General features: G+C 45.0%; 18 protein-coding genes. 15 read left to right on the top strand and 3 right to left on the bottom strand.

The genetic code is table 11. The features are described 5' to 3' along the window. The first annotated feature begins 9 nt into the window (after positions 1-9). From MKY16_RS12145 to MKY16_RS12095, 11 genes are all read left to right on the top strand, one after another. A complete protein-coding gene (locus MKY16_RS12145; protein ID WP_029515168.1) occupies positions 10-849 on the top strand; it encodes an AraC family transcriptional regulator in 840 nt (279 codons plus the stop codon). A gap of 136 nt (positions 850-985) precedes the next feature. Further along, the gene (locus MKY16_RS12140; protein WP_340955489.1) at positions 986-1,843 is read left to right on the top strand and encodes a GRP family sugar transporter; all 858 of its coding nucleotides are present in this window, start codon (positions 986-988) and stop codon (positions 1,841-1,843) included. A gap of 172 nt (positions 1,844-2,015) precedes the next feature. After that, the gene (locus MKY16_RS12135; protein ID WP_322252421.1) at positions 2,016-3,071 is read left to right on the top strand and encodes a LacI family DNA-binding transcriptional regulator; all 1,056 of its coding nucleotides are present in this window, start codon (positions 2,016-2,018) and stop codon (positions 3,069-3,071) included. A gap of 52 nt (positions 3,072-3,123) precedes the next feature. Next, a complete protein-coding gene (locus tag MKY16_RS12130) occupies positions 3,124-4,296 on the top strand; it encodes a Gfo/Idh/MocA family protein (protein ID WP_340932277.1) in 1,173 nt (390 codons plus the stop codon). 36 nt (positions 4,297-4,332) lie between these two features. Beyond that, positions 4,333-5,061 carry a ThuA domain-containing protein gene (locus tag MKY16_RS12125; RefSeq protein ID WP_029515175.1) on the top strand — a complete coding sequence of 243 codons (729 nt, stop codon included), beginning with the start codon at positions 4,333-4,335 and terminating at the stop codon, positions 5,059-5,061. Between the two features lie 75 nt (positions 5,062-5,136). Next, positions 5,137-6,243 (top strand): Gfo/Idh/MocA family protein, encoded by a 1,107-nt coding sequence (locus MKY16_RS12120; protein WP_340955486.1) that lies wholly within the window; start codon positions 5,137-5,139, stop codon positions 6,241-6,243. Between the two features lie 284 nt (positions 6,244-6,527). Continuing rightward, positions 6,528-7,562 carry an aldo/keto reductase gene (locus MKY16_RS12115; RefSeq protein ID WP_340885542.1) on the top strand — a complete coding sequence of 345 codons (1,035 nt, stop codon included), beginning with the start codon at positions 6,528-6,530 and terminating at the stop codon, positions 7,560-7,562. Between the two features lie 101 nt (positions 7,563-7,663). After that, positions 7,664-8,236, top strand: coding sequence for a TetR/AcrR family transcriptional regulator (locus MKY16_RS12110; RefSeq protein WP_340955484.1), 573 nt, complete (start codon positions 7,664-7,666; stop codon positions 8,234-8,236). 309 nt (positions 8,237-8,545) lie between these two features. Further along, positions 8,546-9,298 carry an SDR family NAD(P)-dependent oxidoreductase gene (locus tag MKY16_RS12105; RefSeq protein ID WP_340955482.1) on the top strand — a complete coding sequence of 251 codons (753 nt, stop codon included), beginning with the start codon at positions 8,546-8,548 and terminating at the stop codon, positions 9,296-9,298. Between the two features lie 47 nt (positions 9,299-9,345). Then, positions 9,346-10,431: an alkene reductase gene (locus MKY16_RS12100; RefSeq protein ID WP_340955480.1), complete on the top strand. Its 1,086-nt coding sequence runs from the start codon at positions 9,346-9,348 to the stop codon at positions 10,429-10,431. 104 nt (positions 10,432-10,535) lie between these two features. Further along, complete coding sequence (locus MKY16_RS12095; protein WP_340955478.1) at positions 10,536-11,534, top strand: NADP-dependent oxidoreductase; 999 nt, start codon at positions 10,536-10,538, stop codon at positions 11,532-11,534. Between the two features lie 7 nt (positions 11,535-11,541). Here MKY16_RS12095 and MKY16_RS12090 read toward each other — a convergent pair whose 3' ends face one another. Further along, complete coding sequence (locus MKY16_RS12090) at positions 11,542-13,149, bottom strand: mannitol dehydrogenase family protein (RefSeq protein ID WP_069011847.1); 1,608 nt, start codon at positions 13,147-13,149, stop codon at positions 11,542-11,544. After that, the gene (gene uxuA / locus MKY16_RS12085; RefSeq protein ID WP_340955476.1) at positions 13,150-14,226 is read right to left on the bottom strand and encodes a mannonate dehydratase; all 1,077 of its coding nucleotides are present in this window, start codon (positions 14,224-14,226) and stop codon (positions 13,150-13,152) included. 159 nt (positions 14,227-14,385) lie between these two features. On the opposite strand from uxuA, the gene MKY16_RS12080 reads away from it, so the two are divergent. From MKY16_RS12080 to ppsA, 4 genes are all read left to right on the top strand, one after another. Then, on the top strand, positions 14,386-15,039 hold the full coding sequence (locus tag MKY16_RS12080; RefSeq protein ID WP_340955474.1) for a GntR family transcriptional regulator: 654 nt from the start codon (positions 14,386-14,388) through the stop codon (positions 15,037-15,039). A gap of 50 nt (positions 15,040-15,089) precedes the next feature. After that, complete coding sequence (locus MKY16_RS12075; RefSeq protein ID WP_340955472.1) at positions 15,090-15,299, top strand: hypothetical protein; 210 nt, start codon at positions 15,090-15,092, stop codon at positions 15,297-15,299. A 63-nt stretch (positions 15,300-15,362) separates the two neighbouring features. After that, the gene (locus MKY16_RS12070) at positions 15,363-15,734 is read left to right on the top strand and encodes a hypothetical protein (RefSeq protein ID WP_165146457.1); all 372 of its coding nucleotides are present in this window, start codon (positions 15,363-15,365) and stop codon (positions 15,732-15,734) included. A 415-nt stretch (positions 15,735-16,149) separates the two neighbouring features. After that, positions 16,150-18,768, top strand: a complete 2,619-nt coding sequence (ppsA, locus tag MKY16_RS12065) for a phosphoenolpyruvate synthase (protein WP_340955470.1) — start codon at positions 16,150-16,152, stop codon at positions 18,766-18,768. Positions 18,769-19,179: 411 nt separating this feature from the next. On the opposite strand, the gene MKY16_RS12060 is transcribed toward ppsA, so the two are convergent. Further along, complete coding sequence (locus MKY16_RS12060; protein WP_340955469.1) at positions 19,180-21,342, bottom strand: amidase; 2,163 nt, start codon at positions 21,340-21,342, stop codon at positions 19,180-19,182. Positions 21,343-21,461 lie beyond the last annotated feature (119 nt).

The following is a 21,461-nucleotide window of genomic DNA, read 5'->3' as shown; positions in this document are numbered from 1 at the left end:
AGGATGCCAATGGGCCAGAATATGATTCAATATGTTGATACGTATACCAGTTCAGAGCATAAAAATATATCAGATTTGATTTTGTATAACTGTGGCACAGAGCTCTGCTTATCCAAACAGGATTTTGGACCCATCGCCCGCGATTTTAATCTGGTTCATTTTGTACTAAAAGGACGAGGTAGGCTGGTGATTGACAACAAAAATTACGATATAGGAGAAGGACAGGCTTTTTTAATTCCGGCCAATAGGGTAGCTTATTACCAGGCGGATGAAGCCGAGCCTTGGGAGTACAGTTGGGTCGGCTTTATGGGCATTAAATCCGACATCTACCTGCAGAACATATCACTTCCACACCAGAACCCTTATATAATTGATATCGAAGATATTACGTTCTTTCATTCCACGATTATTGAGATGTTGCGGATCGGAGATAACACGCTTTCTTCATCGCTGGCTATACAGGGGTATTTATTCCATATTCTTGCCAAACTTGTACACAATTTGGGGGAAACGATGTCGATAAAGGAACAGCTTCCTTATTCGGTGCAAGCGATAAACTTTATTGAGAAAAACTACATCAGTGGCATCCAGATTAGTGAAGTAGCGGAGTACCTTGGTCTACATCCGAATTATCTGACCTCCGTTTTCAAACTAGAAACTGGTGAAACGCCTAAACAATATCTGATAGTCCTCAGGATTAAAAAAGCGTGCGAATTGCTGCAGCATACAGACTATTCGATCCAGGTCATATCTAATTCGGTCGGCTATACCGATCAGTTGACCTTTTCGCGAGCTTTTAAAAATGTAATGAGCATATCACCCAGCGCATATAGAAAAAAATTTCTTTGATTTTGCTATATAAATCTATAAAAATATTTGTATTTAGAAGCGGTTTTTTTTGCTATCGTAAAACTGTGGATTTTTTCCTGCATGGCATTTTAACGATTGTAGGAAGAGTACTTTTTACGGGAGGAGAATTTCGCGCGTGGATTTCATTATTGCTTTTATTCCAGCCCTTGGCTGGGGAGTTATGCCGATACTGGCGCATATTACAAAAGCCAGTCCCCGAGAACAGCTGACAGGTACCGTTATTGGTGCTGTGCTGTTTTCCCTGTGCTTGTACACCATTCATCCTACCTCATTAACACCGATTCATTTTGTGGTAAGTTTTATATCTGGTATTTTTTGGGCCGCTGGACAATTGCTCCAGTTTCAAGCTTTTCAAAAAGTAAGCGTATCGATCGCCATTCCTGTGATTTGTGGTCTGCAGTTGATAGGGACGACGCTATTTGCCGCACTTATTTTGGGTGAATGGATAACAGGGTACCAATATGCGATAGGCGTTGGTTCTCTTCTGTGTATATTGGTAGGAGTTCTGTTAACCAGCTATCAGGGCAAGTCTGCTGGATTGCCCAAGCCTTTGCCGGTACCCATTATCATAATGTTGGTTTGCTCGGGGTTAGCGTTAAGCAGTTATGTCGTGATTAATCAGTTTTTTCATATATCCGGGCTATCCGTCATTCTGCCGCAATCGCTCGGTATGCTATGCTCAGCCATGACCATGAATCTGAAGGGCAAAAAGCGGCTACGATTCTCTCTGGTGGTTCGCAATTTGTCGACAGGATTGGTTTGGAGCATTGCGAATCTAGCACTATTTATTTCCAATGGGCTGATCGGCATGGCGGCTAGTTTTCCGATCTCTCAAGCGAGCATTGCTATTGCCTGTGTTGGCAGCATTTTAATATTTAAGGAAAAGAAGAGTCCTCAGGAATGGATAGGTATACTTGCGGGAATTACAGTACTGATGATAGGAGTAGGAATGATCAGCATGCTCAAGCCTTAAAGAATCATTTTGTATCTTGTATATGATCGGGTGTTTTGACTGTTTGCCAGTAGGAACCACGAGACCACGTTCTTTTAGTAACGAAAAGAGCTTATCCATCTATGGGGTACGCTTTTTGGGATTGACAGAGGTAGGACTGCATGAGAAAATGTACGCGCGTACATAAAATGATTTGGAGGTGGGTAATATTGTTTCGCGCAAGGAAGTAGCCGAACTTTCCGGCGTGTCTGAAGCGACAGTATCCCGGGTCTTGAATGCGGTAGGTCCTATCAAAGAGGATACGCGAAGAAGGGTTCTGGACGCAGCCAATCAGCTTGGATATGTTCCCAGTGCGCTGGCCCGTAACTTTGCCCGAAGGAAGAGTGGCCATCTTGGTGTGGTTATGCCTTATGTCCCGAAGGCGCACTTGTTCTCAGCCTATTTTTTCTCTGAGATGCTGAGCGGTATCGGAAACAAGGCTAGAGACAGCGGACTTGATCTGCTTCTATTGTTCCGGAAGCCGGGGGAACGGATTGATTACAGTAGTCTTTTCCGTCAGCAAAGGATCGATACCTGTATCATCCTTGGAGCCAGGGATGACCACGATGAGGTGGAAGCTCTAAAGAGGCTTCAGGAAGAAGGACGTCCGTTCTGCGTCATGAATCACCATTTTGAAGGGCAATCGTTCTGTGAAGTGGATGCAGACCATGTAGAAGGCAGCCGGGCGGCTGTAAGTCACCTCATCGAGCAGGGATACAAGCGGATTGCCTTTCTCAACGGCCCGGATATCTATTCCAATAGTACTGAGCGAATGAAGGGTTATCGTACCGCGCTTCAGGACGCTGGGATTGAATATGACCACGAACTGCTTCTGGAAGGTAACTATAGCCGTCGGAGCGGACTCGAAGCCTCAGCTACAATCGCAGACCAATTGAATGATATTGATGCTGTATTTGCGGCGAACGACCGGATGGCTCTTGGGGTAATGCAGGGTCTCCGTGAGCGCGGACTGGCAGCTGATCGGTTTCCGGCGTTTGTAGGCTATGACGATTCGGATGCGGCTGAGATGGCTGTTCCGCCGCTAAGCAGTGTCCGCGTACCTTTTTATGAGATGGGGGAGCTTGCAGCCTCGAAGCTTATACCCGATTCTCAGCATCTCATTCCGGCTCTGGAACTAACCGGGTGCGACTCAATAAGAGAACTCCTATCTACAGAACTGATTATCAGGGCGTCATCCATTCGTCGATAACACCATTCGTCAAAAATTCGTTGAAACTCAGACCCATAAGGAGGATCACGACATGTCTAATCGTCTTCGTATCGGAATGGTTGGCTACAAATTTATGGGCAAGGCTCACAGCAACGCTTACCGTAGTCTACCCATGTTCTTCCCAGATGCCCCGCTGCAGCCAGAAATGTCCGTTATCTGTGGACGCAACGCGCAGGGGGTTCAGGCGGCTGCCCGCCAGTTCGGCTGGACCGAAAGTGTTACGGATTGGCGTGATCTAGTGAAACGTAACGATATTGATCTCATTGACATTAACGCCCCGAGTAATGCCCATAAAGAAATTGTCGTGGAGGCTGCCCTCCATGGCAAGCATCTGTTCTGTGAGAAGCCGCTTGCGCTCTCGCTGGCGGATTCACGTGACATGCTGCAGGTAGCAGAGCAAGCAGGGGTCAGACATATGGTAGGCTTCAACTATCGCTTTTCACCGGCTGTCCAGCTGGCAAAGCAGCTAGTCGAGAGCGGTCGCCTAGGCAAAATTTATCATTTTCGTGCCTTCTTCCTTCAAGACTGGATCATGGACCCGTCCTTCCCGCTGGTATGGCGGCTGCAAAAAGACGTGGCCGGTTCTGGCTCTCATGGTGATCTTGGCGCCCATCTGATTGATCTCGCTCGCTTCTTGGTTGGCGAGTTCCATGAAGTGATCGGCATGAGCGAGACATTCATCCAGCAGCGCCCGTTAGCTTTGGAGATGAGCGGGTTGAGCTCCAAAAGAAACACTGAAGCAAATGCTCCAATGGGAGAAGTGACAGTCGATGATGCCACGCTGTTCCTGGCACGCTTCGCCGGAGGTGCGCTGGGCAGCTTCGAGGCCACACGTTTTGCTGCCGGACATCGGAGCACCAATTCATTCGAGATCAACGGTAGCCTAGGCAGTGTGCGGTTTGACTTTGAACGAATGAACGAACTGGAAGTGTATTTCACACAGGATGAGGAAGACGTTCAGGGCTTTCGCCGCGTACTCGCCACCGATCCGGCACACAAGTATTCTGAAGCTTGGTGGCCTGCAGGACATACGATTGGATTCGAGCATACCTTCACCCATGAGATGCTTGAGATGTTGAGTGCCATCTCTGAAGGAAGGCAACCGTCGCCGAACTTCCGTGACGGTGTTGCTTGTCAGGCTGTGCTTGAAGCGGTAGAACGATCCATAGAGGAACGCCGCTGGGTATCCATTGAAGAAATGTAGTATAACAATACATTCCGAAAGGTGAGTGGATTACAGATGCGCAAGGCACTGATTGTATGGGGCGGATGGAACGGACATGAGCCGGAGCAGGTGGCGGCCATTTTTGAACGCATTTTGAAGGAAGAGCAGTTCGAGGTGGAGGTGTCTAATACCCTTGAAGCCTACCAGGATGCAGAGAAACTGCTTGACCTGGACCTGATCGTTCCAATGTGGACCATGGGACAGATTGAGCAGGAACTGGTCGATAATGTCTCCGCTGCGGTTCAAAGCGGCGTAGGTCTCACAGGCTGCCATGGTGGCATGTGTGATGCCTTCCGGAACAATGTGGATTGGCAGTTTATGACAGGCGGGCAATGGGTTGCGCATCCCGGCAATGACGGCGTAGAGTACATGGTGAACATGAAGCGCGGCTCCAGCCCACTTCTAGACCATATTGAGGATTTTCAGGTCAAAAGCGAGCAGTATTACCTCCACGTAGACCCAGCAGTTGAAGTGCTGGCAACCACACGCTTTCCGATCGTACCAGGCCCCCATTCAGCTAATGGGCCAGTGGATATGCCCGTTGTATGGACGAAGCGCTGGGGGAACGGCCGCGTCTTCTACAATTCGCTGGGGCATCACGCAGATATCATAGATATGCCTCAAGTGACCGAGATGATGCGCAGCGGATTTCTGTGGGCAGCAGCAGGCAAACAGGCGGTGGCCACCCGGGGCAGCTCTCTCGCAGAGGCTTATACAGGCATGACAGACAACCAGCAACGCTAGGGTGAACAGGATGGTATCCGATGTAACAAAAGAATGCCATTATCCATTTTTTCTGAAGAAGAAGGGAGTCTAGGCATGAACAAAATGAAAGTAGGCATTATCGGGTGTGGTAAAATTAGCGGAATTTACATGGAAAATTGCCATCGTTTCGACATTCTGGAGCTGTACGCTGTAGCGGATCTGGACCAAGGTCGGGCAGAGGAGCAGGCGGTAGCGTTCAACGTTCCGCATGTATATTCGGTAGATGAGATTTTGGCTGATCCGGAGATCGAACTCATCATTAATTTGACCATTCCGGGCGTTCACGCCGACGTATGTCTCAGAGCTCTTGAGGCAGGCAAGCATGTCTATGTGGAGAAGCCACTTGCCGTCACCCGTGAGCAGGGTCAGGCTGTCTTGGATCTTGCTCATCAAAAGGGACTGCTTGTCGGCTGCGCACCAGAGACCTTCTTCGGTTCCGGTATACAGACATCATTGAAGCTGATTGAAGACGGAGTCATTGGGAGTCCGGTAGCCGCTACGGCTTTCATGATGAGCCGTGGACATGAACATTGGCATCCTGATCCTGAATTTTATTATGCAGTCGGCGGCGGTCCAATGTTTGATATGGGCCCTTATTATTTGACGGCTCTGGTGCAAATGCTGGGTCCGATTGCTGCCATTTCGGGCATGACAGGCAAGGCGATGGACCAGCGAACGATTACGAGCGAGAAAAAGAAAGGCCAGACTATCCCAGTCGATATTCCGACCCATGTAGCCGGGTTGCTGCGCTTTAAGCAGGGAGCTGTCGGTACGCTGATTACCAGCTTTGACATCTTTGGTGGAAGCACTCTGCCACCGATTGAGGTTTACGGTACTCATGGCACGCTGCAGGTGCCTGACCCGAACACGTTCGGAGGGCCAGTTCGCTATAGGCTGCTAGGCGAGCAAGAATGGACAGAGGTACCGCTGCTGCCAGGATACCAGGAGAATACACGGGGCATCGGTGTTGCCGATATGGCCTACGCTATCCGCAGCGGACGGCCTCACCGCGCTAGTGGAGAACTGGCCTACCATGTGCTGGAAGCGATGTGGGCGTTCCATGATTCCTCCGATCAGCAGACCTTCTATCCAATGCAGAGCACATGTCTGCGCCCGGCGGCTTTACCGGAAAACCTGCCCTTGTATACGTTAGATGCGTAAACTAATGTAAATTTCACATCCCGCTTTGAATGTTCATTTCTATTAAAAAGAAGACTCCAGCTCCGTTTTGACCGGGGCTTGGAGTCTTCTTAGTTCATTTTCAGGAAGGATTTTAATTATTCTTTACCGATCATTCTAAATATGTTATATTGTTGGCGTGGGAGGAATACACGGATAAGAAGGCAAGAGTTATGAGGATGGTGTGAGATCTTGCCGTGGAGCTCTTCTACGAATATTAGAATGATCATTCTAATTATAACAGATGGAGAAGGGATGGATTGAACATGGAATATCGTGTATTAGGAAATACAGGCCTTAAAATAAGCAGTTTTGTATTAGGTACAGGTACTTTGGGTTTTTGGGGCAACAATACGGAGAAAGAAGCTACAGTCATGTTAGATGAGGCTTTGGCTGGAGGCATTAATCTGATCGATACAGCGGATGTCTATTCAAGTGGTCAATCCGAAGAAATTCTGGGTCACATCCTAAAAGGACGCAGACAGGATGTTATTCTGGCCACGAAAGGCGGAATGCCCATGGGCAGTGGGCTTAATCAATCCGGTAACTCGAAATATTGGATTAAGCGTGCAGTAGAGGGAAGCTTGAGAAGGTTGCAAACGGACTATATCGATTTGTATCAACTACATCAGCCGGATCTCCATACTGACATTGAAGAGAGTCTTGACGCACTTACGGACCTGGTTCGTGAAGGGAAAATTCGCTATATTGGTACATCCAATTTTCAGGCATGGCAAGTGATCGAAGCACAATGGACTAGCGAACGCAAAAATACCGCACGCTTTGTATCCGAGCAAGCCCCGTATTCCATATTGAATCGAAGTATCGAATTCGATCTGCTTGCCGCAACCGCAAAATACGGAATGGGCGTAATGGTTTGGAGCCCACTTTCGGGTGGTCTGCTAACGGGAAAATACCGCTCGGGAGAAGCGGTTGCCCCAGATTCAAGAGCAGCGAGTTCTCTAGGGAAACTTTCAACAGTTGTAGATCCGAATCGAGAAGAAAATCGCATCAAGTTCGAAGCCATTGCTAAGCTCCAAACCCTTGCAGATGAAGCAGGATTAACTTTGCCACATCTTGCCATGGCATTTACACAAGCTCACTCGTCAGTTACTTCTGCTATAGTGGGGGCAAGAACAATTGAGCAACTACGTGAAACGCTAAAAGGCAGCGACATCCGATTAAGCACTGATATCCTGAATGCGATAGATGCTATCGTTCCGCCAGGAATAACCCTGGATGCCCTGGAAAAAGGTTGGTCGCCTGATTGGTTACAAGCAGACCGAAGAATCCTGGGTTAAATATATAAGACAGACCTCATACCTGTAATGTATTCACATATTTTAAATCTAGTTTGCCGATCCTTCACTACATTGTATAATGATTATTCGAGGTGATGACGATGGCAAGATCAAAAGAATTTGAAGTTAATGAAGTATTAGATAAAGCAATACACCTGTTTTGGGCACAAGGATATGAGAAAACTTCAATGCAAGATTTGGTTGAGTTTATGGGCATTCACCGAAGAAGTATCTATGATACCTTTGGGGATAAGCATGCCTTATTTATGAAAGCTCTCGAACGATATGAAACGAAGCAGACCAGCAAAATGAGGTTTCTGATTGAAAAACAAGAACCGATCAAAGAATTAATTCGGGAGTTGTTTGAGGCGACAGTAAGAAATGAAGGAGAACCTCTAGGGTGTTTTCTCGTGAATTCAGGCGTGGAACTCGGCGTGTTGGATCCTGAAGTTGCATCCTTAGTTGATGAGAGTTATTCGCGAACGGAGGAACTCTTGACTAACCTTGTTCTGAAGGGTCAACAATCGGGTGAGTTCAAGGCTGACTTGGATCCTGTAGTTATTTCTCATTATTTAATGAATGCGTGGTTGGGGCTACGCACGTTGGTTAAGACAACAACAGATCAGCAAAAATTAAAGAATATTATTGATATGACACTGTCCGCGTTAGATTAAAAGTGGATTACAGCATGACAGGCAAAAGGAGTCACCTCAATGGAGGACTGTTTGTTTCCGTGATACAAGTCCTTTTTTGTCCCATTAACAAATGAAAGAACTTGTATCTTATGCCTCAAACAAGTCAAGGAATATCGCTCCAAAATTAAAATTCTTAGTCATAAAAAATTCTTTACTGTTCGTTCTAAAATTGTTATGCTAATAGCAAGTTAGATTTAACTGTTTCTTTACCCTAATAAGAATGATCGTTCTAAATAACTCTTTAAAACTCATTTACACTAATCTGCATGTTATGAAGGAGAGAATATTATGAAGTATACAGTTATTACAGGAGCAAGTTCAGGGATTGGATATGAAACGGCATTGGCGTTTGCTGCACGTGGCAAAAACTTAATCTTGGTAGCTAGAAGATTGGATAAATTAGAAGAACTCAAATCAGCAATTCTGGAAATTGATCCTACTATAAATGTTATTGTTCGTACAAGTGACCTGTCTGTTACAGATCAGGCCTACACACTATATAACAATTTAAAGGAATACCAAATTGAGACCTGGATTAACAATGCGGGACTCGGTGAAGCTTCTTTTGTAGTTGAACAGAATTTAGATAAAGTTGAAACTATGCTACGTGTTAACATTGAATCCTTGACAATCCTTTCTACACTATATGTTCGAGATTATGCTGATGAAGAAGGAACTCAGTTAATTAACGTCTCATCCGCACTCGGATATGCTATTGCTGTTGGGAGTGTTGCTTATTCTGCATCTAAATATTACGTTAGTGCCTTCACAGAAGGCCTTGCAAAAGAACTAGAAATGAAAAGTGCAAAACTAAAAGCAAAGGTTTTAGCACCAGCTATAACGGAAACGGAATTCGTGAAGAAATCATTAGATACTGAAGAATTTGATTACAAAGCAAACATGCCTAAGTACCACACTGCCAAACAAATGGCGGGCTTCATGGTGGATCTTTATGACAGCAACGAAGGGGTAGGGATTGTAGACCAGAACTATAATTTCAATCTGAGAGGTCAAATATATCCGATCATTTCAGAATTTTAAATTCAATTTATAGATCTGTTGAGTTTATTGAAAGAGGAGAGTATCCAATGAAAAAGTTGTGGAGTAAAACGAAGATTGGAAAAATGGAGCTGCCACATCGTTTAGCAATGGCACCAATGACACGTAGCAGATCGCAAGAAGATGGCACACCAGGAGAGCTAACACCTCCTTATTATGCTCAGCGTGCATCAATGGGACTCATTATTACGGAGGGTACACAACCTTCTGATGATGGTCAAGGGTACTTATGGACACCTGGGATTTATACGGATAAACATATTGAAGGATGGAAAAAGGTTACCGATGCAGTGCACGAAGCAGGTGGATATATGTATATTCAGTTAATGCATGCTGGTCGTATGTCGCATCCTGATAATACACCACATCATCGCCAACCTGTTGCACCATCTGCAATCGCGCCTGGTGTAGAGATGTTTACTGCTAAAGGTATGCAGGAAATCCCCGTTCCCCGTGAGTTAAGTGTAGAGGACATTCAAACGACTATAGCAGATTTCCGGAAAGCAGCAGCAGCGGCTATTAAAGCAGGTGCGGATGGCGTTGAAATTCATGGAGCCAATGGTTATCTGATTAATCAATTTATCGGAGAAAACTCGAATACACGAACAGATCAATACGGGGGATCTATAGAAAATCGTGCTCGCTTTGCGATCGAATTAACAAAAGCCATCGTCGAAGAAATTGGAGCAGAAGCAACAGGCTTCCGTATTTCGCCAGGGACACCTCTAGGTGGGATCCAAGACGGAGAACAAGGTCCTGAACTTTATCGCTATCTTGTAAAGGAATTAGCTCAATTGGATCTGGCTTACCTTCATGTCATGCATCTAGGAAATGAAAAGCTGCTCCAAGACATTCGCTCAATATGGACGAATCCATTGTTAGTCAATCGTGCAGGACGGGCTCTGGAAGATCTTAGTACGGATTTAGATAGTGGCCTTGCTGATATGGTGCCCGTTGGTGTGTGGTCATTAGCCAATCCAGATTTGGTGGAACGACTTCAAAAAGGAGCGTCATTGAACGAAGCAGACCCGACAACATTTTTTGGTCTGGGGAGTAAAGGTTACACGGACTATCCGACGATACGAGAATTAGAATCGCAAGAGGGACTACAATAGCAAAAGAGTGGAACATGGCGTACAACCGTAAATTGTACGCCATGTTTTTAGCCAATAGTTTCATGGTTATGCTATCTCCAAATTAGCAAAGGAAGAGGATGAATATGAGAGCAGCACAAATACAGAAATATTCAAAAAAAATCCAAGTGGAGTTAAATGATGTTGACATGCCACAGATCAACAACCATGAGGTGCTTGTCAAAGTAAAGGCAGCAGGTGTAAATCCACTGGATATCCTAAATTTGAATGGTAGTGTTCGGATGATTGCTGACTATAAGTTGCCATTAACTTTAGGGAATGAGCTATCTGGGGTTATTGAAGCTGTTGGTGATGATGTTTTGAATTTTAAGGTTGGTGACCCTGTTTATACGAGGTTGCCGCTTAATAAAATCGGTGCTTTTGCCGAGTATGCGGCCGTAAATGAAGATGCTTTATCCATCATGCCTGAAAATCTATCTTTTATTGAAGCTGCTGCTGTACCCCTTACTGCCTTGACTGCTTATCAAGCATTGCACGATGTACTCCATGTCCAGCCGAATAAAAAGCTATTCATTCCTGGAGGAACCGGAGGATTTGGCGCTATGGCAATCCCCATTGCCAAATCACTGGGGTTATTTGTTATTACAAGTGGAAGTGAAAGAAGCAGATCACGTACAATGTCGATCGGGGCCGATCAATTCATCAATTATAAGACAGAGAATTATGCTAATATACTGTCCAATATCGATTACGTGATCGACACCTTGGGGACCAAAGAGATCAAAGCTGAACTGGGCATTTTAAAACCGCATGGGAAATTGGTATCCTTGAAAGCCGGACCTAATTATCGCTTTGCGGTTGACAATCGTTTTCCCCTGTGGAAAAAAGCATTATTTGGTCTGGTAGGTGCTCGCTTAGATTCTTTAGCGCGCAAGAATCAAAATGAATATCATTTTTTATTTGTGCAAGCCAATGGAAGTCAATTACAAGAAATCACTAAACTTGTTGAAAAAGAAAATATTAAGCCCTCTTTAGATTCAACTTATACGTTTGGTGACATTAACAAGGCGCTGATTAAAGTGTCGACGGGCCACTCTCAAGGCAAAGTGATTGTGACCTTCTAAGTAATTTCTAGTTCACATACTTTTCTATCGTGCTTCGGACTGCTCCGGGACCTGCCAGCATTTCATGAAACATGGCTTCAATCTTGTCGCCCAGACCAATTTCATATAATCGGACACCGAACAGTTTGTCATCTTCGAGGAGGCAGCGAACCTCGGAGGTCTGATCGCCCAGCTTCGTATTCTTCAAATATCCCTGCAACGTATCCAGTAACGGGTCCGGACTGAGTGTGAAGGGTTCTCCTTGATCATCCACTCCCAGCAAATAGCGACACCAGATCGCAATGGTCAAGGGAATAGCAGTCAAGTTCGTAGGATCAAGTCCTACTGTGCCAACATAAGACTTTATGGTTTCACCAAAACGGATGCTCATCTTTTGAGAGGTATCTGTTGCAATCCGCTGTGGCGTATCCGGAATATAGGGATTGGCGAAGCGTTCCTGCAATACCTCATCAATAAATGGTTTCGGTTGAATAATACCGGGATCAACTACAACAGGCAACCCTTCCTTGTAGCCGATAGTTTCCACCAGACGACGTAATGTGTGATCCTTCATTTCATCTGCAATAAGCTCATACCCAAGCAGACACCCAGCTAGCGCCAGCGCTGTATGCAGCGGATTGAGACAGGTAGTGACTTTCATCTTCTCCACTTTGTCCACTGTATCCCGATTCGTGAAAATGATACCAGCTTCCTCCAGTGCAGGTCTCCCGTTCGTAAACTTGTCTTCAATGACCAAATACTCGCTAACCTCAGCATTGACAAAGGGAGCCGTATACGTATGCCTGGAGGTAACGATTAACTCCATGTCGGCTAACCCCAGTTCCTGAAGAGCAGACTGTACTTGCAAGGAAGGGCGGGGGGTAATTTTGTCGATCATGGTCAGGGGGAAGGTTATTTTCTCCTCATTCTGCAGATAGTCTGCAAATCCTTCCTTTACCAGGCCTCTGCGAGTCCACTCCTTGGCGATGGCAATCATACTATCCTTTAACAGATCGCCGTTATGGGAGCAATTATCCATGCTCACAAAAGTCATTGGAAGTCGCCCCTTTAGATAACGCCGATAGGCAAGCGAAGTAGCTATGCTCATCACATGCGCTGGTTGTTCAGGGCCATTCATCAAATCCCTCTCTACAACAGCCAGATACTTGCCGTCGGGCCCGGTCAGAGCGTATCCTTTTTCCGTGACAGTAAAGCTGGCCATCTGCAGGGAGGGATTCTCAAATATTTCAATCAGACGGAGGTAGTCGTCTGGACGATTCTGTTCTGCCGCGATTTCCTCAACGATGCTTGCGACCACGCTCTTGTGAAATCTTCCGTCTGCACTCATCAACACCAGTAAGGTTAAATTGTCGTAAGGCTTATAGGCTTTGTCGATCATTTCAAAATCAAAGGCTTCGGCTGCAATAATACCTGTATCCGCTTTCAAGTTATTCAGCAGTTGTTGCTGCGCATTGGCTATCAACCCTCGAAAAATATTGCCTGCGCCAAAATGCACCCATTGCGGTCTAAGTCGGGTGTTATGGGCTACAAGCTCCAGATCATATTTCGGCAATTCAATACCTGCTGCTTCCCAGGCCGCCTTATCTAAAAGGCCTTTCCGGTCAAGTTGGAGCATTTATTTCACTCCTTTGCCTTGAGAGAGACTATCCCAGACACCAAGCAAGTACATAACTCCCAGTGCACGGTCATACAAACCATAGCCTGGCCGACAATTCTTTTCTTCCCCCCATAGATGTCTGCCGTGATCTGGACGTACATATCCCTGATAGCCGTTCTCGTGATAAGCTCTAACTATTTCCGGTACATCGACGCTTCCGTCCTTCCCGCGATGTGACACTTCAATAAAGTCTCCATTCTCAAACACCTTGACATTACGAATATGCGCAAAATGAATACGATCATGAAACTCCCGAATCATGGCCGGCAAATCATTTTCAGGATTGCTTCCCAGTGAGCCTGTGCAGAAGGTTAGACCATTATATGGACTGCTCACTGCGTCTAGGATGCGCCGGATGGTCTCACGACTCCGGACAATTCTCGGCAATCCGAAGATGGGCCATGCTGGATCATCAGGATGAATGGCCATCTTGATGTCAGACTCCTCGCAGACCGGGATGATGCGCTCAAGAAAATACTTTAGGTTGTCAAATAACTTGTCTTCTGTGACATCCGCATAAGCTGCAAAAAGTCCATCCAGTCTCGCCAATCGTTCCGGTTCCCAGCCAGGCATGGTGAACTTCCCAGCTCCCTTGAGAATCCGATCCACCATTTGGCGGGGATCATCAGTAATGGCAGCCTTTTCATAAAAGAGGGCATTGGACCCGTCAGGCAGTTCCTTGTACAGCTCTGTTCTGGTCCAGTCAAAGACAGGCATAAAGTTATAGCAAATCACCTTAACTCCCACTTTGGCTAATTTTCGAATGGTGTCGATATAAATGTCAATATATTGATCGCGGGATGGTAGGCCGATTTTGATATCATCGTGGACATTTACACTTTCTACGACCGCCGAACTAAAGCCCTTGCTCGTAATCTGATCAGCTACCTCCTGAATTCGCTCCATTTCCCATACTTCACCAGCTACCTTATCATGTAAAGACCAGACAATGCCCATAACTCCAGGAATTTGCCGGATATGGTCCAGCGTAATATTGTCGTTGCCTTCTCCATACCATCTCCAGGTCATATTCATAACGATACCTCCCTGATTATATTTCGTCTGTCTTGTATACAAGATTGAGTTGATCATAAATTATAGGGTTTGTTCTTGTCAATGATAATTATAAAGGGATTTATCACCTCAAAATGCTTTATAATAGTTCTAGATTTATAAAGTGAAGGTAGGAATGAAATGTTGACGAAAGAAGAAATCAAGCAGCTTTTGAAAAATGATATTTTGTCACTGACTTTAAAGCCGGGTACTCTACTGAGTGAGACGACTTTGTCAGAACGCTTCCAGCTGTCCAGAACTCCGCTACGCGATGTATTAAAGTGGCTTGCGCTCGAGTCCTACATTGATATTTATCCCAAGAAGGGGAACATTGTGTCCTATATTGATCTGGAGTCCGTTGAGCAAATTATTTACTTAAGAAGCGCATTGGAAAAGGAGATTATGAAGGAGCTTTCTTCGCAAATTACATTAAGCGATGTGCAGGAGCTGAGCAATATTCTGGACAGACAGAGAGCTGTGATCGAAGAAGATCATGCGACGGATCAATTTCTCAGTTTGGATGATCAGTTCCACCAAACCATGTTCCAATTGGTGGGGCGGGAGTTTCTTTGGCAGCTCATTCAGCAGTCAAATGTTCACTATATCAGATATCGCAAGCTGCATATGCTGGAAACAGGGAAGCTGATGGGCATCTGGCATGAGCACCAAGCTATGCTCGAATACATGCTGAATAAGGAAACAACCAAAATGGATGATCTGGTTCATCATCATCTTAGAGAGGATATCCATTCGCTTGATTTCCTCCGGAAGTTCGCTGATTATATCAAGAAATAAGGAAGCTAGCTTAAATTAACTTGTATGAATATTGAGGAAGTGGGGGAGTCATGGAGACTGTTTTACGAGTTGGATATATCGGTGAAAGAGCGAGTAAGAAATGCGAGACTGCAGCAAAATTTATGGGCGGAAACGAGCTGGCCTTTGTCATTCCGTTTTTGCTCGTGAGTATTGTTATTTACCGTCAGGCGGTGGCCAAACTGGAGGAATTCTCACAGGAGTTTTCAGACTTGTATACATGTCAATTGAAAAAATACTGAAATATTGCTATGATTTAAGTGAAAAATGCTAGACCAATTCTAGATTATAAAGGGGGTAACCGTATGTGTAGATATGCAATATGCGGCCCATATAAAGATATCTTTGCCTGCTTTACCTGCAGGAAAGTATATAAGCAGACATCACGGTTTGAAATGCCGAAGGATGAATATGAACGGATTGTCCATGTCTGTCCGCAATGCCAGGCATCCATGCATGACATGGGTCATGATTTTCAGGCCCCGAAGCAAACGGATATCAAACAGTGGAAAAAGGTAGAGCTACTATATCAACAAGGATACACTTACCACTCCTGCGGCTGTGGTGGCCCCGGGTACAGACCCTCTCGGCTGCTAGAGGTGCCTGGATTTCTGGAAACACAGCGAACGTTTGAGAATAAGGGAGAGGCGCTGCTGTACCGGCTTTTGCAAAGCTAGAACAAACGTATTTTGAAGCGTATCCAACAATTCGAAGAAGTCTATCGTGGACAGGTTTTCTATCGGAATTTGTTTGATCGAGCAAAGCAGGTGTTGTAAGGTAGATCGACTTGGAATGAGATAATATTCTATGTCATGCAGCACCTGCCGGGTAATAAGAATTTCATCCCATTCATTGCTGCGAAATCGCGGCTTTTTTTATTTTAAGAAGTGATAGCGGAAATCAAAAAAGAACCTGGATAGTTTTATCAGGTTCTTTTATATTGCATATAAAACAGACACGATGATATAATCAGATTATCTTTTATAAAGATGTAGTAGACATAAATAACACATCTTACAATTAAATCTTACCATGCCGCTAAACTCTTGTCAAATGTTTTTTTCTCAATTTAATGGTTAGGAGAGATGTTGAATGAATTCACTAGTTCTCGATTTTCAAGAAATGGATAACACTCAGCTTTTGCTTGTTGGTGGAAAAGGGCTGCACTTAGGGGCATTAACCAAAATGGAAGGAATACAAGTGCCAGAAGGGTTTTGTGTTACAACAGTGGGATATCAAAAAGCCATCGAACAAAACGAAATGATTCATGCTTTGTTGGATCGGCTAACTACGCTTAAAGTAGAAGATCGAGAACAAATTTATGAAATCAGCAAGAAGATTCGACAGGCCATTATGGAAGTAGCCATTCCTTCCGATGTTGTGAAAGCAGTTGCTCACTATCTCTCCCAGTTTGGCGATGAATATGCTTATGCCGTGCGTTCTAGTGCGACCGCTGAGGATTTGCCGCATGCTTCTTTTGCTGGTCAACAAGACACTTATTTAAATATTATCGGCAAAGAATCCATCTTGGAGCATATCCGCAAATGTTGGGCTTCTTTATTTACGGAACGCGCGGTAATTTACCGAATGCAGAATGGATTTGATCACAGCCAAGTTTATTTATCTGTTATCGTTCAAAGAATGGTGTTCCCACAGGCTTCAGGGATTTTATTTACCGCTGATCCCATCACTTGCAACCGAAAGCTGCTCTCTATCGATGCCAGTTTCGGACTTGGAGAAGCACTGGTCTCTGGCTTAGTCTCTGCCGATTGTTATCAAGTACAGGAAGGGGAAATCGTCGATAAGAGGATAGCAACCAAAAAATTGGCTATCTATGGACGAAGAGAAGGCGGAACAGAGACTCAGCAAATCGATCTCGATCAGCAAAGGACTCAAACCCTTACGGAACAACAAATTTTACAACTGGCACACATTGGAAGACAGATCGAAGAACACTTCGGCTGCCCCCAAGACATCGAATGGTGTTTGGCTGATGATACATTTTATATTGTCCAGAGCCGGCCGATCACCACTTTATATCCCATTCCTGAAGCAAATGACCAGGAGAATCACGTGTATGTATCTGTCGGTCATCAACAAATGATGACTGATCCTATTAAACCACTGGGGATATCTGTTTGGATATTAACAGGTGCCACGCCCATGTTTAGAACTGGTGGCGGAAGGCTGTTTGTGGATATCACGATGGGCCTGGCTTCACCGGCTGGCAGGCAAAATTTATTGGATGTTCTAGGGCACTCCGACCCGCTCATAAAAGACGCGCTTATTACCATCATAGAGCGGGGAGATTTTATAAAATCGGACCCATATGACACAAGCGAACCGGGCCCCGTTAAAAGCCATAAGGGTATGTCGTCTGCGGATATTCTGGAAGAAGCAGGAAACGACCCGGAAATTGTTGCTGTTTTGATTAAGAGTAGTGAGACATCGTTATCAGCATTAAAACATAATATCCAAACGAAATCAGGATTGGATGTATTTGATTGTATCCTGGAAGATATGCAGCAACGGAGGCAGCGAGCGTCAGAACTGAAAAATTTGAATGTGATTATGGCCGCCATGCATGCTTCAGCATGGATCAATGAAAAAATGAATGAATGGTTAGGTGAAAAAAACGTAGCAGACACACTTTCCCTATCTGTACCTAACAACGTCACTTCGGAAATGGGTATGGAGCTACTGGATGTTGCAGATGTGATTCGTCCCTATCCGGAAATAATTGAGTATTTACAACAGGTAAAGGATGATAACTTTTTGGATGAACTGGTTCAATTCGAAGGTGGGCAGCAGGTGCGTGATGCTATTGCTGTTTATCTCGACAAATATGGAATGCGATGTGCCGGGGAGATCGATATTACAAGAACACGCTGGAGTGAAAAACCAAGTACACTGGTACCTATGATCCTCAGTAACATCAAAAACCTTGATCCTGGCGCCAGTAAACGAAAGTTTGAGCAAGGGCGACAGGAAGCTTTGAACAAAGAACAGGACTTATTAGCCCGATTGAAACAATTACCGGGTGGTGAACAAAAAGCCGAAGAGACAAAACAAATGATCGACCTGATCCGGAACTTCATCGGTTATCGTGAATATCCGAAATACGACATTGTTAGTCGCTACTTTATTTATAAACAGGCTTTACTAAAGGAAGCGGAACGACTCGTACAAGCCAACGTTCTTCATGAAAAAGAAGATATTTACTATCTGGCTTTTGAAGAATTGCAGGAAACCATACGCACAAATAAACTGGATTACCAGGTCATCGACAAACGAAAAGATGAGTACAGATTATATGAAAAACTAACTCCGCCACGTGTTATCACGTCTGATGGCGAAATCATTACGGGTCAGTACAAACGAGAAAATATCCCTGCCGAAGCTATTGTAGGCCTCGCTGTTTCTTCGGGTATTGTAGAGGGGCGGGCACGTGTGATCCTGAATATAGAAGGGGCTGATCTGGAAGATGGCGATATACTAGTCACCGCCTTTACCGATCCTAGCTGGACTCCATTGTTTTTATCCATAAAAGGCTTGGTTACGGAGGTGGGTGGACTGATGACCCATGGAGCCGTTATCGCACGTGAATATGGCTTGCCAGCCGTTGTCGGAGTGGAGAATGCGACCAAACTGATAAAAGATGGGCAACGAATTCGCGTGCATGGAACCGAAGGGTATATCGAAATATTGTAATGGCTAAATACGCTAAGTAATAGCCTCTGTCATAATGGACGGTATTAAATGCAACCTGTCATGGATAAAAGGGCGATTATCCTGTCGTCCTTTTATCCATGACACAAAGTACTCCCCAAAAATATCAACTGATTTTAATTTTTGGGGGGAATAATTTAAGAACTTATTTATTTGGTGATCGAAAAAACACATTATTTAATGTGTAACAATAATCAGGAACCTTTAGGAGTTATCAATGGTTTCCCTTGCTGCGATCAACACAATGATTTATACATAGCTGATCCGATCTAAATCTCTTGTGCTGCTGTGTGATTATTTATGATCATCTAATTTATGCGTGCATGCAGAGGAAGACACACGGAAGTGTTTTTATTCAACAAAATCCAAAAGTGATTTCTATGATGTCCTACGTTATTGGGGTAAAGTGACAGACTTGACTTGAGCAGAGGTATTTCCGTAAATATCTTTAGCCAGCACGAGAATATGCAGCGTATCGGCCTGGTAGGCACCATCCTGCTTATATTTAGTAGTTGGAAGCGTTGCTGACCAATTGGTTTTATCTTCTGTAATAACGACACGAATGCCATTGACATAAACTTTAAGCTGTGCGATATCGCTTTGATCTGTGACTGAACCTTCCAAAGCGAGAACATCATCCGTGATTGAAGCATTCAACTTAAGTTCAGGGGTTCCTGTTTCCTTGCGTTTAGAGGGTGGGAGAGAAGTTTGCGGGTTATAGGAAAAGGTTTCATCCTCAAGCGCTGGCGTGCGTGCTGCAATAGGACGGTTTTTGGTAGCCTGCTCATAGGAATAAGCGTAACGAAGCAGGTCGTTATCGCTGTATGCGGCACCTGCCATTGTCAGATTAACGGGCATTCCGGTATCCTTCATAGCGCCCATACTCACAGACACACTTGGGATCCCGTACTCGCGTAGAATAAAATTCGTATTGGAGAAATAGTTGCCATTCTCCCAAGCCTCCTCATAGGATGTTTCATTCACATCGGAGTCAGCTTTACCGATATTCGAATTTGCCGGAAATACAATAAAATCAAGGTTGTTTTGCTTCATCCAATTTTCAAAATCAATCTTTCGTACATTTTCAAGCCCCCGTAGTCCTTCTTGAAACTGAGGAATTTGTTCGTAAGGGGTGACGCCTTTCTTTATGGTTTCAATAAATACGTCATAGTGGCCAAGGTCTCTGCCACGTTTGGCATCTACCGAATCGGGTGGATTCGGGAAGACGGTTGCAGGGTCTATATTAGCCCATGACGGGAAATTCGGATCGTCCACACTTTTAAGGAATTCCTCAGCTGCATAGGGATTAAGCAGCCCGAATTCCTTTTCAGCCCACTTTGCCGGCATTAAACCACGTTCTTCAGGTGTTTTCGCTGTTGCCCGGTCCTTCTCGCTGTTGGCCTGCAAGGGGAAGTCAACTTCCACAACCTCAGCTCCAAGAGCAGTTAAATCCTTTACAGCTTTTTCCCATAATGCCTGTATCGAAGGTCTGAATTTGATCGGAGTTGAGGTTTCATGGTCCTTACCGATATAGATTTTCGGAACGCCAATGCGTTTGCCTTGCAAAGCTTGAATGTCTCGTAGCTCTAAATAGGACTTGGGACGGACACTGTTGACAGAAGGGAGCCGAACGGCTTTCTGTTCTCGCCAGAAATCACCCTTGGTAATCTTATCTTCTACAACGATCACGTCAAGCAAGCGGAGCATGTCCTCGACAGTCCTCGTATGTGGGACAACGACATCCCGTATAGGGAAGAGCGGCCAATTCCCCCGAATGGAGATTAGGCCTCGCGATGGCGTGTAGGCAATTAAACCATTGTTCGATGCTGGTGATCTTCCAGAGGATACCGTTTCTTCCCCCATGCCGAAGGCAGCGAAGTTGGCGGCTGTTGATACACCAGATCCGTTAGAGGAGCCGGAGTACCAGGCTGCAGCCAAATAATTTGGATTGTACGGACTTTCAGCACGGCCATAAACACCTCTTTGCATTCCCCCTGCTGCCATTGGCGGCATGTTGGTTTTACCAATGAGCACCCCACCGGATTTACGTATCTTCTCTACTGTAAAGGCATCCTCTTTTGCCATCAGGTTTTTGAAAGCCGGAGATCCAGAAGCGACAGTGAGTCCCTTAACCTTGTAACTGTCTTTAACCGTGTAGGGGATGCCTTGCAGAGGCCCGGTCTTAATACCTTGTGCCCTTAGTTGATCAGCCTGAGCAGCTTCTTTAAGTACGTCGGGGTTCAGAACAGGGATGGAATTCAGTCGAATGCCACTAGAATCATAGGCATATACCCGGTTAAGGTACAGGGCGGTGAGCTCGACACTTGATAGTGCTCCTGACTTCATTGCTTCCTGCATTTGAGCAATTGTAGCCTCTTGCAATTGAAATGTGACTAGAGAGGAGGCGGGGTCACTAGTTTTACTAGAGGATGAGGGTGAAGGAGCGGCAGATGCAAGCGGGCATCCCGTGAAAGTTAAAATCATACCAACTGCAATCCATTTGCAATAGTTGCTGACTACATTCCTTTTATTCGCTTTTAGCGTTCGTGCGCACATAGCATTTCACTCCTTAAAATTAGGTAGTATCAGGAATTTAAAAAGAGGGGGATGAGAAGGGCACCTTACAGTATAAATGTTTCTAATTATATTACTTATTTTCATATGAAATGTCAATT

Source organism: Paenibacillus sp. FSL L8-0641, assembly GCF_038006265.1.
GTDB lineage: Bacteria > Bacillota > Bacilli > Paenibacillales > Paenibacillaceae > Paenibacillus > Paenibacillus polymyxa_D.
The sequence above is the reverse complement of the archived record's forward strand: the minus strand, read 5'-3'. Positions and strand labels throughout refer to the sequence as shown.